The sequence below is a fragment of the Cupriavidus sp. GW823-FHT06D04 genome (genome assembly GCF_058795055.1).
Window position 1 is genome coordinate 1 of the sequence record NZ_JBXAHL010000018.1, and the last position, 14,294, is coordinate 14,294.

General features: G+C 63.0%; 13 protein-coding genes. 4 read left to right on the top strand and 9 right to left on the bottom strand.

Annotation, left to right across the window (positions count from 1 at the left end):
- Nucleotides 1–402 (top strand): TauD/TfdA dioxygenase family protein (locus AC1Q7H_RS21515; protein WP_492381697.1); only part of this gene is annotated, 402 nt, incomplete at its 5' end.
- A gap of 160 nt (nucleotides 403–562) precedes the next feature.
- On the opposite strand, the gene AC1Q7H_RS21520 is transcribed toward AC1Q7H_RS21515, so the two are convergent.
- The 9 genes from AC1Q7H_RS21520 to cyoA form a co-directional block, all read right to left on the bottom strand.
- Nucleotides 563–1,558 carry a Bug family tripartite tricarboxylate transporter substrate binding protein gene (locus tag AC1Q7H_RS21520; protein ID WP_153953962.1) on the bottom strand — a complete coding sequence of 332 codons (996 nt, stop codon included), beginning with the start codon at nucleotides 1,556–1,558 and terminating at the stop codon, nucleotides 563–565.
- Between the two features lie 260 nt (nucleotides 1,559–1,818).
- On the bottom strand, nucleotides 1,819–2,880 hold the full coding sequence (locus tag AC1Q7H_RS21525) for a beta-keto acid cleavage family enzyme (RefSeq protein WP_010809758.1): 1,062 nt from the start codon (nucleotides 2,878–2,880) through the stop codon (nucleotides 1,819–1,821).
- A 71-nt stretch (nucleotides 2,881–2,951) separates the two neighbouring features.
- A complete protein-coding gene (locus AC1Q7H_RS21530; protein WP_153953964.1) occupies nucleotides 2,952–3,932 on the bottom strand; it encodes a quinone oxidoreductase family protein in 981 nt (326 codons plus the stop codon).
- A 220-nt stretch (nucleotides 3,933–4,152) separates the two neighbouring features.
- On the bottom strand, nucleotides 4,153–5,145 hold the full coding sequence (locus tag AC1Q7H_RS21535; protein ID WP_492380165.1) for a Bug family tripartite tricarboxylate transporter substrate binding protein: 993 nt from the start codon (nucleotides 5,143–5,145) through the stop codon (nucleotides 4,153–4,155).
- 173 nt (nucleotides 5,146–5,318) lie between these two features.
- On the bottom strand, nucleotides 5,319–6,305 hold the full coding sequence (locus AC1Q7H_RS21540) for a hypothetical protein (RefSeq protein WP_211981158.1): 987 nt from the start codon (nucleotides 6,303–6,305) through the stop codon (nucleotides 5,319–5,321).
- 59 nt (nucleotides 6,306–6,364) lie between these two features.
- Nucleotides 6,365–6,790: a cytochrome o ubiquinol oxidase subunit IV gene (gene cyoD / locus AC1Q7H_RS21545; protein WP_013952667.1), complete on the bottom strand. Its 426-nt coding sequence runs from the start codon at nucleotides 6,788–6,790 to the stop codon at nucleotides 6,365–6,367.
- A complete protein-coding gene (cyoC, locus tag AC1Q7H_RS21550) occupies nucleotides 6,787–7,443 on the bottom strand; it encodes a cytochrome o ubiquinol oxidase subunit III (RefSeq protein ID WP_013952666.1) in 657 nt (218 codons plus the stop codon). Before cyoC ends, cyoD begins: the two co-directional genes overlap by 4 nt.
- On the bottom strand, nucleotides 7,436–9,439 hold the full coding sequence (gene cyoB / locus AC1Q7H_RS21555) for a cytochrome o ubiquinol oxidase subunit I (RefSeq protein WP_211981157.1): 2,004 nt from the start codon (nucleotides 9,437–9,439) through the stop codon (nucleotides 7,436–7,438). The genes cyoC and cyoB overlap by 8 nt, the downstream gene beginning before the upstream one ends.
- Before the next feature lie 81 nt (nucleotides 9,440–9,520).
- Nucleotides 9,521–10,558, bottom strand: coding sequence for a ubiquinol oxidase subunit II (gene cyoA, locus AC1Q7H_RS21560; RefSeq protein WP_153953966.1), 1,038 nt, complete (start codon nucleotides 10,556–10,558; stop codon nucleotides 9,521–9,523).
- 176 nt (nucleotides 10,559–10,734) lie between these two features.
- Here cyoA and AC1Q7H_RS21565 point away from each other — a divergent pair, with 176 nt between their 5' ends.
- From AC1Q7H_RS21565 to AC1Q7H_RS21575, 3 genes are all read left to right on the top strand, one after another.
- Nucleotides 10,735–12,054 (top strand): MFS transporter, encoded by a 1,320-nt coding sequence (locus AC1Q7H_RS21565; RefSeq protein WP_013952663.1) that lies wholly within the window; start codon nucleotides 10,735–10,737, stop codon nucleotides 12,052–12,054.
- A 113-nt stretch (nucleotides 12,055–12,167) separates the two neighbouring features.
- Complete coding sequence (locus AC1Q7H_RS21570) at nucleotides 12,168–13,076, top strand: DMT family transporter (protein ID WP_492381698.1); 909 nt, start codon at nucleotides 12,168–12,170, stop codon at nucleotides 13,074–13,076.
- A 349-nt stretch (nucleotides 13,077–13,425) separates the two neighbouring features.
- Entirely contained in the window at nucleotides 13,426–13,986 is a 561-nt protein-coding gene (locus AC1Q7H_RS21575) for a cysteine peptidase family C39 domain-containing protein (protein WP_492381699.1), read from the top strand.
- Nucleotides 13,987–14,294: the final 308 nt, after the last annotated feature.

Sequence of the window (14,294 nt, forward strand, 5' to 3'; positions counted from 1 at the left end):
CGCCACGGCATCGAGGCCAGCTTCGGTGCCGCCATGCCGATCGAAAAGCGTCTTGCACTGAAGGCTCAGTTCCCGGATGCCGAGCACCCGGTTGTGCGCACCCATCCTGAAACCGGAGAGAAGATCCTGTTCGTCAACGGAAGCTTTACGACGCACTTCACCAATTACAACGTGCCCGACAACGTGCGCTTCGGCATCGACAAGGCGCCGGGTGCCGCCAATTTGCTGAACTACCTGGTCAGCCAGGCTACCATCCCCGAATACCAGGTGCGTTTCCGCTGGAAGAAAAACAGCGTTGCGTTCTGGGACAACCGTTCAACCCAGCACTACGCAGTGATGGATTACCCCCCGTGCCACCGGAAGATGGAGCGCACCGCCATCATCGGTGACGCGACTTACTGAAAGATCGACGTGATCGGTCGGGCATCTGAACCCCGCTTTTGGCTATGGCGAGTGGCCGCAGGCCGAAGCGTTCATGCGCAAACGCTCGTGATCGGGCTTCACTAGGGGCCTGCCGCACCGGTAGTCACCCAGCCAGTTGCGCGGCCAGGTGACTGCCGTATTACTCTGGCTGGTAGTTTATGGACTTCAGCAGCGCGGCCTGTTGCTGGTATGCCTGCTTCAGGTCCGCCATCATCTCTTCCGAGGTGACGGCATTCCCCTGCTCCATGCCCATATCCTTGACGCGGTTCTGCACCCCGGGTTGCTTGAAGTACGCCAGCGTCGCCTCGCGGATTTTTTGCTGGACTGCCGGAGCGACATCCGGGCGCGACCACACGGCGAACCAGCCTGCCTGCGCCAGCTGCGGGTAGCCGAGCTCCTTGAACGTAGGCACATCCGCCAATGCGGAAATTCGGCTTGGATAGGCCACCGCAATCGCTTTGATCTTTCCCGCCTTGATCAGCGGCAATGAGGTAGTCACCCCATCGAACATCAGCGGCACGTGGCCGCCCATCAGGTCGTTCAACGCCGGAGGCGAGCCCTTGTAGCCAACATGCCGCATTGGCACGTGGGTGAGTTGCCCGAGCAGTATGCCCGAGGTGTGGCCCCTCAATCCCGCAGCGTAAGACGCGAAAACCAGGCCGTCCTTTTGCGATTTGCCGTAGTCCACCAACTGCTTCAGGTTGGATACAGGCACATCCTTGTTGGCAACCAGCACCAACCCCGTCCGGCTGACCTGGGCCAGGGGCTTCAGGTCGGCAAAGGGCTTGTAATGGACCTTGTAGGCCAACGGCGCTTCGCTCACGACGCCGCCCTGGATGACCAGAAGGGTATGACCATCCTTGCCGGTGGCCTGCAAATCGCTGATCGCCAGCGCGCCGGCGGCACCAGGCTTGTTTTCTACGATAACCGGCTTGCTCCATGCCTTCTGCAGGCCTTCCGCCAGCAGCCGCGCCAAGGCGTCGGCGCTGCCGCCGGCAGGCCCTCCAACCACCAGGCGGATCGGCTTGCTTGGCCAATCCTCCTGGGCCTGAGCCACGGGCATCCCGCCGACGACACCAACTCCGATCGCCAAGGCGTATCCGCGCCACCATAAGTTATTGGTCCGCTTCCTCATGTCTGTACCTCTTGATTGCCGTCATTTCTCCATTCTCGGATCGCCCCGCGTCAACCGGCTTGACCGATCACGACAAGTTGTTGTCGTTTCGCCCAAACAGAGGGAAAACCCTGCTCGCAGCATCGGCCACACGGCGATCGAGGTCTTGAGGGTCCACGGCAGCAAGGCGAAAGAACGGGACCCATACCGTCGCGGGTCCCGCCTTCGGCAATCACATGGTGGGTCGAGGATGCCCGGCCATCAGTCCCCCCCAGGGCTCTTTACATGCATTCGGCCTTGCGCAGGAAGCCCTGGTGGCCACCGTTACGATTGGGTGCGAAGCCATTCTTCTGAAGCGTCTCTTCCACCGTGTCGTAGAAGACCCCAAGCTGCAAGATCTCCCGGGTCTGCTGCGCCGTCGCGATGGGGCGACCAAATTCGCCGGCGATACGCACCAGCTGCTTGATCTGTTCGACGGTGCTCATCTTTCCCGTGCGGGTCTGGTTCCAGAGTACGTCCTCGATGCCGCACCGCACATGCAGGCCCAAGGCCATGCCGATCATGTTGATGGGAAGCACATTCAGCACCGAACTCTCCACCGTTACCACGGCTCCGTCCGGCACAGCTCGCAGAATATTTGCCAGGTTGTAGATGTTCGCCTGATCCATGCCGCCGCTGATAGCCACCCAGTTCATCACCAGCGGGCCCTTGTAGACGCCGCGGCGAATCATCCGCTCAATCGTTTCAAAGCTGTTGATGTTGTAGCACTGAAACTCACTCTGAATTCCGGCGGCGGTCAGACGTCGAACGTGCTCCTCGAACCAGCTGGGATTCGAGGGCACGACCATGTCCTTGTAGGTATCGTAGAGGTGCGCGAACCCTCGCGACAGTCCCTTGAAATCATCCACACCAGCATGCTCCGTCACATTCATCTGCGAGGTGTTGACGGTCACCGTCACCTGGTCGGGCTTCGGATCGAGTTCGGCCAGCATATGCCGCGTGTCATCGCTAAGCCATTTGGCGCCTTGGCCCTCTTCAGGCGCGAAGCTGATAGAGCCTCCCACCTGGATGACCATCTCGGGACAGGCCTTGCGCACGCCGGCGATCAGCTCATTGAACTTGGACAGGCGCTTGCTGCCCTTGCCGTCCTCTTCGCGCACGTGCAGATGCAGCACTCTCGCACCGGCTTCGTAGCAATCCACCGCCTTCTGGATCTGATCCGCCATGGTGACAGGGATATCTTCCGGGAAGTCTGACGGGATCCAGCCCGGCGCATAGGGAGCGGCGGTGATGATCAGAGGCTGCTGGTTCTCGGGATACAGGTGGCCGTCAAGGAAGTTCATGTTGATGGATCTCCGGGTTGAGATGTGAATCTTGAGAATGTCGAATTGGATGAGAGAGCTGCGTCGTGCTGTCAAATCACGAAAATCGACGAGCCGGTGGTCTTTCGAGACTCCAGGTCCCGGTGTGCCTGCACTGCATCCTCCAGGGCATAGCGCTGATTTATCCCGATGCGGATGCGGCCAGCCGCCACGTGGCCGAACAGCTCACCTACCAGTTCCGCCTTCTCGGCAGGATCGGCGATATAGTCGGCCAGGCCCGGGCGCGTCAGGAATGCCGAGCCTTTGCGGGCCAGAATTGCCGGATCGAACCCGGTGACCGGGCCGGAGGCGAAACCCACGCACACCAGCAAGCCGCGGCGCTTGAGGGAGTCCAGCGAGGACATGAAGGTGTCCTTGCCCACGCTGTCGAAGACCACGTTCACGCCCACGCCGTCCGTCAGTTCCCGCACGCGCTTGGCCACGTCCTCATGGCTGTAGTTGATGGTGTGGTCACAGCCGTGGGCGCGCGCCACTTCGGCCTTGGCATCGGTGGAAACCGTGCCGATCACCGTCAGCCCCAGCAATTTGGCCCACTGCGAAACAATCAGGCCAACACCACCTGCCGCGGCATGCAGCAGGATGGAGTCGCCCGCCTTGAAGGGGTAGATCCGGCGCATCAGGTAGGCCGCTGACAAGCCCCGCATCGTCATGGCCGCCGCGACTTCGCAACTGATTGCCTCCGGCAGCTTGATCAGCGGATCGGCAGAGATCAGCCGGTCCGTGCTGTAGGCGCCCAGCGTGTTGGTAAATCCCGTATAGGTCACACGGTCCCCGACCGCCAGATGGCTAACGCCGGCACCGACGGCCTCGATCACGCCAGCAGCCTCGTTGCCGATGCCGCTGGGCAGCGGAACCTTGTAAGTGCCGCTGCGGAAATAGGTATCGGCAAAGTTCAGGCCTGCCGCCACGTGGCGGACGCGGACCTCCCCCGGTCCGGGCTCACCAACGCTGCCGTCTTCAAAACGAAGGACGTCGGGTCCGCCTGTTTCATAAAACTTAACGAGTTTTGCCATGTCGTCTCCTGTGCTCTATCGAATATGACCGTTCACCTGCGGATCGCCGCTTGAATTCGCCAAAGGACAGACCGATTTGGTGACGCAGTGGATCGGTTGATGTCTGAGTGTCTTTCGCGACGATTGAATCATCTGGCAAGGCGCAACGTTCCGCTTTACCTTGCACGCCTTGAACTTTCCTTCTTGTGACAAGGATCCGCTGGCGCAGGTGCGCCAGCTCCTATTCGTCGACCTTGATCCCTGCGTCGTTGGCGATCTTCGTCCAGACTTGCAGATCGTTCCGGACGATCTCGCCCAACTGCGCGGAGGTCTTTACCGGAGGTGGCTCGAAGTTCAGTCTCTTCATCAGCGCCGCGATCTCCGGCAATGCCTGCACCTTGTTGGCCTCATCTGCCAGCCGCTTCACGATCGCCGGACTGGTTCCGGCCGGCGCGAACATGCCGAACCATCCCACCGTATTGAACTTATAGCCCTGTTCACTCATCGTCTTGACGTTGGCAAGCTGTGGCGAGCGCACGTTGCCGACAATGGCAATGCCACGCACCTTCCCCGAACGCAGGAACGGAACCGCCACGCTGGGATCGGTCCAGCCGATCTTCAGCACCCCCGAGGAAAGCTCAGTGAGCAGTTGACTGGATGTCCGATATGCGACGTGCTCGGTCTTCATGCCGGTCTGCTTCTTCAGCCATTCCATCGTCAAGTGCGCGGACGAGCCGGTGGCCCAGCTGCCATAGCTGTACTTGTCCGGATTCGCCTTCACCAGCTCGATGAGTCCTGGCAAGTCGTGCACCGGCAGATCCGGGCTAACCAGCAGCAACACCCCACCCGCGGCTGTCTGCGCGATCGGCACGAGGCTCTTCCTTGCCTCCTGGGAAACGGACTTCATGACGGCCGGCGCAACCACCATGTTGGATGCCGTTGTGTAGAGAATCGTGTAGCCGTCCGGCGCCGCCTTGAGGACGGCATTGGTCCCGATCACCCCGCTGCCGCCCGGCCGGTTCTCCACGACCACAGCCTGCTTCAGTGATTCGGAAAGGCGTTGCGCCATGGCCCGCGCCAGCGCGTCGGTTCCCGACCCGGGAGACGACGGAACGATCATTTGAATCGGGCGCGCGGGCCAGGCTTCCTGTGCCTGCACGGGCCCCGGTGCGCCCAGGGCAATGATTGCCCCGGCGCACAATGTGATGGCGAGCAGCTCTTTCAGTGATGACATCGTCGTCCCCATGTTCTTTCGACAATTTCCCAGCCTGAAAACTGATGCCAGCCCGCACCACCGTGCGGCAAGCGATTTCTAACGGCTCAGGCTATCGAGCGCCCAATCATAGCAGTCGTAATTTTTATTGTCGACATGAATATATTGGCTTGTCGTAAGGTGCCGGAATCGACTCAGTCCGGGCTCTTTCCCATTGGCGTCGTGCCCTCCGTCGGAGGCGCTTCGAAGGCGTCGAACATCAAATCGGGGGCACTGGTGTTGTGACGCGACCGGACCGTACGGCCGAATCTCACCGCGGTCGCCTGCATTGAAGTGACGGCCATCACTGGCTTCCTGATGGCCTCACCAGCCGGCCCGGTGGTCCAGGAGACTTCGCTCGCGTCTGCATTGTCGTCGGCAACATACATGGAACGCAGCATCGCAAACGGACGTTTGGCGTCATGGGCCGGAAGGAACCGGACATCGAGCGCCGTACGGATGTCGCTGATTTCAGTGATCGTGACCGTTGCCTGGCCTCCTTCCGTGAAATGCAGCCTGAAGGCCAAGGGTTGCGGCTCGATTTCTATCCGCACGATGTTGACCACCGGGCGCCCTTCCTGCTCTACCGGCCCCAGCAAGAACGAAGAGCCATATGCATTGACACCCAGATTGCGGGCCGGCAACGGTTTCGCCCGCCAGTAGCCATCGGCGGGATAGAGCACCAGGACCTCGGTACGCGTCCGGCCGGATTTCCGGAACACCTGGATCAGGTGAAAGCCGGCATCGGCCCTGCCCGCTACCGTGACCGGGACCCGATGTGGCCGCCAGAAGCTGGCGAACGTGATGCCGACAATGGCAATGTTCCTGTCGTCATGAAGGATGACCGTGCGCGGCACGAAGACATGGCGCGGATCAGTCGGGTGAGGCGTCTTGCCGAAGTTGCACCCGGAGAAATCCGGCGCGGAGCTGTCAATGCGGATGGCGTTGACGTAGGGGGGATGCAATGCCTGGATCCGGAACCTGGCAACCGCGGCGGCGGACAGAGCGAACGAGACATTGTCTTCTTCCGCACAAGGGCCTGGCGTGCTGAAGTTCTCGACCTCCACGGCCAGCCGCTGCGCGCAAGCCGGCACGGAAAGCAGCGCCAGGCACAGGGTCGCGACCAGGCGCGTTGCGCGCATGCCAGGCCCCGTGAACGGGAACGAGGCGGGAATCCATTCCCGCCGCTGCGGGCCCGTGCCTACTTGGTCCTGGGCGGCACGATCGCCGTGCCGGCGTCTGTCGTGCGCTCATGCTGCATGGTCGGCATCATGTTGCTGTTCAGGTGGAACATCACCCATAGCGAACCCGTCAGCGTGATCACCACCAGCACCAGCGTGAACATCAGCGAGAGCATGTTCCAGCCGCCCTCCGACCTGGCGTTCATGTGCAGGAAGTAGATCATGTGCACCACGATCTGCACGGCGCCGATCAGCAGGATGACGATGGCGGTGGTGGACGACTTGTCGAACACCTTTCCCATCACCAGCCAGAACGGGATGGCGGTCAGGAAGACGGACAGCACGAAGCCCGTCAGATAGCCGCCCAGCGTGGCGTGCGGCCCCACTTCCTCGTCATGTCCATGGCTGTGTCCGTGGCTGTCCAGCGTTTCGTCGTGCGCGCTCATGGCAACGCTCCCATCAGGTAGACGAAGGTAAAGACGCCGATCCAGACGACGTCGAGAAAGTGCCAGAACATCGACAGGCACATCAGCCTGCGCTTGTTGGCCGTAATCAGCCCGTGCTGCGCCACCTGGGTCATCAGCACGATCAGCCAGATGATGCCGCACGTCACGTGCAGCCCGTGGGTGCCGACGAGCGCGAAGAACGAGGTCAGGAACGCACTGCGCTGCGGCCCTGCACCCTCATGGACCAGGTGCGCGAACTCATAAAGCTCGACCGCCAGGAACCCCGCGCCGAAGACCCCCGTGATGGCCAGCCAGATCTGGGTGCCGGCGATGCGGTTCTGCTGCATCTGCAGCATGGCAAAGCCGTAGGTGATCGACGACAGCAGCAGGAACGAGGTGTTCAGCGCCACCAGCGGCAGCTCGAACAGCTCTACCCCGCTCGGTCCCCCCGCATACTCCCGGCCCAGCACGCCATACGCGGCGAACAGGCACGCGAATATCAGGCAGTCGCTCATCAGGTAAAGCCAGAACCCGAGCAGCGTCCCGTTCTGCGGGTGATGGTCTTCGGGCAGGTAGAACTGGTAGCCGCCCGGCGGCGCCGTGTCCGCGGCGGCGGTGCCACTCACATGGTTGGGAAAGGTCGTGTCAGCCATGGCCTGCCATCCGTTGTGTGCGCGCCGCCTCGGTCTGGATCACCAGATCGGCCGGGAGGTAATAGTCGCGCTTGTAGTTGAACGTATGGATGATCGCGCCGATGATCGTCGCCGCGAACGCTGCCGCCGCGAGCCACCAGATGTGCCAGATCAACGCGAAGCCGCAGAGCGTGGAGAACCCCGCGAGCACGATGCCGGCCGCGGTGTTCTTCGGCATGTGGATCGGAATAAAGCCCTGCTGCGGCCGCGCATAGCCATTCTGCTTCATGTGCCACCAGGCGTCGGTGTCGTGCACTACCGGCGTAAAGGCAAAGTTGTACTGCGGCGGCGGGGATGAGGTCGACCATTCGAGCGTGCGGCCGTTCCACGGATCACCGGTCAGGTCGCGAAGCTCCTCACGGTGGATGAAGCTGACTACCAGCTGGACCAGGAAGCAGGTGATGCCGATGGCGATCAGCAAGGCGCCGAACGCAGCCAGTTGGAACCAGACCTGGTACGTTGCATCCTCGAAATGGCTCATGCGCCGGGTCACCCCATGCAGCCCGAGCCAGTACAGCGGCATGAACGCAAAGTAGAAGCCGACCAGCCAGAACCAGAACGATGCCTTGCCCCAGGACGAGACCAGGCGATAGCCAAATGCCTTCGGGAACCAGTAGGTAATGCCTGCCATCAGGCCGAACAGCACGCCGCCGATGATCACGTTGTGGAAATGCGCGATCAGGAACAGGCTGTTGTGCAAGGAGAAGTCAGCGGGCGGCACCGCCAGCAGCACGCCGGTCATGCCGCCGATCACGAACGTGACCATGAAGCCGATGGTCCAGAGCATCGGGGGCTCGAAGCGGATCTTGCCGTGGTACATCGTGAACAGCCAGTTGAAGATCTTGGCACCTGTCGGGATCGAGATGATCATGGTGGTGATGCCAAAGAACGAATTGACGCTGGCACCCGATCCCATCGTGAAGAAATGGTGCAGCCAGACCAGGTACGACAGCACGGTGATCACCACCGTGGCGTAGACCATCGACGCATACCCGAACAGGCGCTTGCGGCAGAACGTGGCAACCACTTCCGAGAACACCCCGAACACGGGAAGCACAAGGATGTACACCTCCGGATGGCCCCATATCCAGATCAGGTTCACGTACATCATGGCGCTGCCGCCCTGCTCGGTGGTGAAGAAGTTGGTGCCGGCGTAGCGGTCCAGGGCAAGCAGCGCCAGCGCCGCGGTCAGCACCGGGAACGCGGCGATGATCAGCACGTTGGTGCACAGCGCGGTCCAGGTGAAGATCGGCATGCGCATCAGCGTCATGCCGGGCGCTCGCATCTTGACGATGGTCACCAGCAGGTTGATCCCGGATAGCAAGGTCCCTACCCCGGCCACCTGCAGCGCCCAGATGTAGTAGTCGACGCCGACGTCAGGGCTGTGGATGATGCCGGACAACGGCGGATAGGCCAGCCAGCCGGTGCGCGCGAACTCGCCCACGAACAGCGACATCATGACCAGGATGGCACCGCCCGTGGTCATCCAGAAGCTGAAGTTGTTCAGGAACGGGAAGGCCACGTCGCGGGCGCCGATCTGCAGCGGCATGACGAAGTTCATCAACCCCGTGACCAGCGGCATGGCCACGAAGAAGATCATGATCACGCCGTGCGCGGTAAAGATCTGGTCGTAGTGGTGCGGCGGCAGGTAGCCAAGGTTGTCGCCGAACGCGACGGCCTGCTGGATGCGCATCATGACCGCATCGGCAAAGCCCCGTAGCAGCATCACGATGCCCAGGATCACATACATGATGCCGATCTTCTTGTGGTCGATGCTGGTGAACCATTCCCGCCACAGGTAGCCCCAGAGGCGGTAGTAGGTAAGCGCTGCGACCAATGCGCCCCCGCCGAGCACCACCACGAGGAAGGTGCCGAGCAGGATGGGTTCATGCAGCGGGACGGCCTCCCATGAAAGACGGCCGAAGATCAAATTGGCGAGTTCCGAGCGCTCGGGCATGTTTGTCACCTGGGGCCTGAATTAACCAACCATGGCCGATGGGGCTGGCCAGTACCGCAAGGGAAGATCCGGATCCGCGCCTTACTGCAGCAGCACCCGGCCGTCATTGCGCGCGAACACCGGTGCTGTGGCCGGGGTGTTGCGCGCCGTGCAGACCGCGCCGGACGGGTCGAATTTTCCGCGGCTGCGGTCAAGCGCCATGGTGTCTGCCACGCACGGCCCGCCGCCCACGCAACGGTTCAGGATCAGGTCGTAGAGGCCTGGCGCCACGCTGGCATAGCGTTGCACCGCTTCACGCTCGCTGGGCTGCGCGAGCTTGAGGTAGGTGTCCGTGGACAGCCCCTGGCCCGATGACTTGACCTGCTGGATCCAGCGCTCGAAGTCCTCGCTCGACAGCCCGTGGAACTTGAAACGCATGTGCGAGAAGCCCGCGCCGCTGTAGTTGGCGGAGAAGCCTTCATACACGCCGGACTTGTTGATCACGGCATGCAGCTTGGTTTCCATGCCGGGCATGGCGTAGACCATGCCGGCCAGCGACGGGACGAAGAATGCGTTCATCACCGAGGTGGCGGTGATGCGGAAAGCGATGGGCCGGTCGACCGGTGCAGCCAGCTCGTTGACGGTGGCGATGCCCTGCTCGGGATACAGGAACAGCCACTTCCAGTCCATCGCCACCACCTCCACCGTCAGCGGCTTCACGTCCGCCGGCACCGGCCTGCCTGGTTCGACCCGCGTCAGCGGGCGGTAGGGATCGAGCTGGTGGGTGCTAACCCAGGTCACGGCGCCCAGCGCGATGATGATCAGCAGCGGCGCGGCCCAGATCGCCAGTTCAAGCACCGTGGAGTGGTCCCAGTCGGGGTTGTAGGGCGCGTCGGTTGCGCTTTCCCGATAGCGCCACGCAAACAGCAGCGTGAGGATGATCACCGGAACGATGATCAGCAACATCAGGCAGGTGGCGATGATGATCAGGTCGCGCTGGCGCACGGCCATGTCTCCTGATGGCGCAAGCAGCACTGCATTACAGCCGGCCAGGCACGCCAGCATGACTGCGGCGGCACACCGAAGCAGTAATCTTCCCTGCACACGTCTTAGCGGCACTACAGCGTCGAAGCGGCCCATAGTCTCGGATGTGGCGTCTGAGGAATATCGGCAAACTGCCGGTGAATCACCTTTCGTTTTTCTATGGCAGTTTAGGCGCTATTCTTGTCAGTGCGAGACTTAAGAGCCAATTTCATCCGAATGGGGTCGGCTCCACGTGCAGTATCGAAGCACTCCTGCCAGAAGGAGACTTGACGATGGCCAGCCTCACCCACCAGCATCGCGCATCGCCGACTGCACCTCCGGCGCCCGGCCACCACCAGGTGGCACCCGCCGAGATCGCCACCGGGGTGGTGATCGGACGCGCCTCGGAGTACTTCGACTTCTTCGTGTACGGCATCGCCTCCGTGCTCGTCTTCCCGGCGGTCTACTTTCCGTTCGCGGGCGAGCTGGCCGGGCTGCTCTACAGTTTCACGATCTTCTCGTTTGCGTTCATCGGGCGCCCGTTCGGCACTGCGCTGTTCATGCGCATCCAGCGGCGTTGGGGCCGGGGCATCAAGCTGACGGCGTCACTGTTCCTGCTCGGTACGGCCACGGTGGGGATTGCGTTCCTGCCGTCGTACGCGTCGATCGGTGCCGCGTCGATCTACCTGCTGGCGCTGTTCCGCTTCCTGCAGGGGATTGCGTTCGGCGGGTCGTGGGACGGGCTGCCGTCGCTGCTGGCGCTCAACACGCCGGAGAACAAGCGCGGCTGGTATGCAATGGTGGGCCAACTCGGCGCGCCCACCGGCTTTATCATCGCCAGTTCGCTGTACCTGTTCCTGCATGCCAGCCTGACCCCGCCTGAATTCATCGAATGGGGCTGGCGCTATCCGTTCTATGTGGCCTTCGCCATCAACGTCGTGGCGCTGTTTGCACGGCTGCGCCTGGTGGTGACCCATGAATACACGCAGCTGCTCGAAGAAGACGAGCTGGAGCCGATCAGCACCTTGCAGATGGTGAACGCGCAAGGCTTCAACATCTTCCTGGGGGCCTTTGCTGCGCTGGCCAGCTATGCGCTGTTCCACCTTGTCACGGTGTTCCCGCTCTCCTGGGTGATCCTGCACCGCACACAGGACATCTCTGACGTGCTGGCCGTGCAGATCGTGGGCGGCTTCATCGCGTTCATCGGCACGCTGCTATCCGGCTGGATCGCGGACCGCATCGGCCGGCGCACCACGCTGGCGGCCATGGCCGTGCTGATCGGCATCTTCAGCCTGGCAACGCCGTGGCTGCTCGGTGGCGGCGCCACCGGCCAGGACACCTTCATCCTGGTCGGATTCGGCCTGCTGGGCCTGTCGTACGGGCAGGCTGCGGGCGTGGTGACGTCAAACTTCGAACGCCGTTTCCGCTACACCGGGGCCGCCCTGACCACGGACTTCGGCTGGCTGTTCGGCGCCGCCTTTGCGCCGCTGGTGGCGCTGGGCTTGTCATCGCTGTTCGGCCTGGCGGCGGTCAGCCTCTACCTGCTGTCTGGCGTGATCGGCACCCTGGGAGCGTTGCGCATCAGCCGCGCGCTCGGGACACCTGACCAATGACTGCGGTCATGGCCTGCGCAAGGCCATGACACATTCCCCCCTGGATCTTGGCGCCAGGCGCCCAGGCGCCGTGCATGGCGGATAATGCGCTTTTTTACAAGCGCCCCATCCCCATGCACGCAAGCAGCAACACCACTGGACGCATCGACTGGACAACGCTGTTCCTGCTTACCTTCCCGCCCCTGAGCTGGGCCGGCAATGCCATCGTCGGCCGCCTGGCCGCCGGCACGGTGCCACCCATCACGCTGAACTCTGTGCGCTGGGTGCTGGCCGGGCTGCTGCTGGCACCCTTTGCCTGGCGCGGCGTGATCGAGCACCGCGCGGCACTGCGCCGGCACGCCGGCGTAATCACCACCCTGGGCGTGCTTTCGATCGCCAGCTATAACGCCCTGCAGTACCTGGCGCTGACTACATCGACACCGATCAACGTGACGCTGATCGGCGCATCCACGCCGCTGTTTCTGATCGTGATCGGCGCGATCTGTTTTGGCGAACGGGTGAAGCCATGGCATGTCGCCGGAGCGCTGCTGTGCATGGTCGGCGTGACCTTCGTCCTGGTACGCGGCGAGCTGGGCCGGCTCGCCCAGCTGGACCTGGTCGCCGGCGACCTGTTCATGCTGGCCGCCACCATTGCCTGGAGCGGCTATACCTGGCTGCTGCGCAAGCAGCGCCCCGCCGTGCCCCTGCCCGTGCTGCTGTTCGCGCAGATCGTCACCGGCGTACTGGCAAGCGCGCCCGTGACAGCATGGGAGCTGATGACGCTGGACCAGCCCCTGCAATGGAACGACAAGGTCGCGGCCATCCTGCTCTATGTAGCAACCATTCCTTCGCTGCTCGCCTACTTTGCCTGGGACCGCGCCATCGCCCGCGCGGGCGCTCAGTTGCCGGTGTTCTTTATCACCCTGACACCGGTGTTCGCCGCCCTGCTGTCGACACTGCTGCTGGGCGACTGGCCCCGCTGGTACCACGCAGTGGGGCTGGCCGCGATCGCGGCGGGGATCTGGCTGGCGCAGCGGCGTTGAGGGGGCCGGCCGGTTCGCGCCAGGGAACAGGCATGCCCCGGGTGTTTCAATCCTGAATCAGTCTTGCCGCGGCTGCACTAGCCTGTTTGCATGATGGGCTCGCGCTCCCTGGTGCACTACCCTCGCAGTAGAGCTCACACCACTGAAGCCGGGGGGAATCATGGGTGAACGGAATTCGCGCGGGCGACATGCGCAGGCTGACCTTGCACTATGCGAGGCGCCAGCAGAAGACATCGAAGCTGAATCAGCGCCACCACGGCGCACCCAGCAACCCAGGACCACGCCCGCGGTGCATCCCGGCACTTCCGACCTGTCTTTCGTGACTGGCCGCCGGGAGCCTCCTGCCGCAATGAGCCGGCTCACGGGTGCGGACGATCCGATGTTGGGCTGCCTGCTGTTGCTGAACCGGGCCTTGCAACGGACGGTGCCTTCAGCGGTCCTGCTGGAAGGGCTGCCGCTGGACGGGCAGGCCCTGACGTTGCCGCTGCTCTGCGCCGCGGCGGCGCGCGCCGGCTTGTCAACCCGGCTGGCGGAACGCGAGCTCGACGATATCCCGGATACCTCGATACCGGCCATCCTGTTGCTGGACAAGAACAGGCCGTGCGTACTGCTGCAGCGCTGCGAGCACGGCCGGTTTCTCGTCGCCCTGCCAGGTTGGGGCGGTGGGGTGCAGGAAGTCAGCCGCGAGGAACTGCTGGCCCAGTACAGCGGGCACGCCGTCTTCGCGCAGCCCGCGCTGCAAGCGGACGTGGCAGCGGCTACGGAGCCGGCACAGCCGTGCCCGTTGCCCGTCGACGCGATGCGGCCATCATGGCGGTGCCGTTGGGAGCGGCTACTTGCCGCGACGCTCAGGGTACTATGCCTGCGGGGCAGGCTGCCGGCTGACGACGTGGCCCGCGCTGGTGGCTAGCGCGGCGCTGATGAAACATCAGCATGTCGGCGATGCCGACGTGTTGTCCGAACTGCTCCGCCAGATCCCCACCGATAGGTCATGTTGAGCGGAAACCGCACGTCGTAGCGGTGGCCCACGTCATCGATCAGGCCGGCCGGGGCCCTCCCCGATCCGCACTGTCCCGGTATGCAACAGGTCAAGCTGAACGGGCTGCACGCAGTCGTTCAACATGCCAGGCACCACGGAAAAAATGAAAGGAGGCAGGACAATTTGCCCTGCCTCCGCTCAGGCGCGCGTCTGCCTCCCCCGAGACAGACGCGCGCCCC

Bases quoted from the DNA above. Each gene is read 5' to 3' on its own strand.
- AC1Q7H_RS21525 (WP_010809758.1), bottom strand. From the start codon at position 2,880: ATGAACTTCCTTGACGGCCACCTGTATCCCGAGAACCAGCAGCCTCTG.
- AC1Q7H_RS21535 (WP_492380165.1), bottom strand. From the start codon at position 5,145: ATGTCATCACTGAAAGAGCTGCTCGCCATCACATTGTGCGCCGGGGCA.
- cyoD (WP_013952667.1), bottom strand. From the start codon at position 6,790: ATGAGCGCGCACGACGAAACGCTGGACAGCCACGGACACAGCCATGGA.
- AC1Q7H_RS21520 (WP_153953962.1), bottom strand. From the start codon at position 1,558: ATGAGGAAGCGGACCAATAACTTATGGTGGCGCGGATACGCCTTGGCG.
- cyoA (WP_153953966.1), bottom strand. From the start codon at position 10,558: ATGGGCCGCTTCGACGCTGTAGTGCCGCTAAGACGTGTGCAGGGAAGA.
- AC1Q7H_RS21575 (WP_492381699.1), top strand. From the start codon at position 13,426: ATGAGCCGGCTCACGGGTGCGGACGATCCGATGTTGGGCTGCCTGCTG.
- AC1Q7H_RS21540 (WP_211981158.1), bottom strand. From the start codon at position 6,305: ATGCGCGCAACGCGCCTGGTCGCGACCCTGTGCCTGGCGCTGCTTTCC.
- AC1Q7H_RS21530 (WP_153953964.1), bottom strand. From the start codon at position 3,932: ATGGCAAAACTCGTTAAGTTTTATGAAACAGGCGGACCCGACGTCCTT.
- AC1Q7H_RS21565 (WP_013952663.1), top strand. From the start codon at position 10,735: ATGGCCAGCCTCACCCACCAGCATCGCGCATCGCCGACTGCACCTCCG.
- cyoB (WP_211981157.1), bottom strand. From the start codon at position 9,439: ATGCCCGAGCGCTCGGAACTCGCCAATTTGATCTTCGGCCGTCTTTCA.
- AC1Q7H_RS21570 (WP_492381698.1), top strand. From the start codon at position 12,168: ATGCACGCAAGCAGCAACACCACTGGACGCATCGACTGGACAACGCTG.
- cyoC (WP_013952666.1), bottom strand. From the start codon at position 7,443: ATGGCTGACACGACCTTTCCCAACCATGTGAGTGGCACCGCCGCCGCG.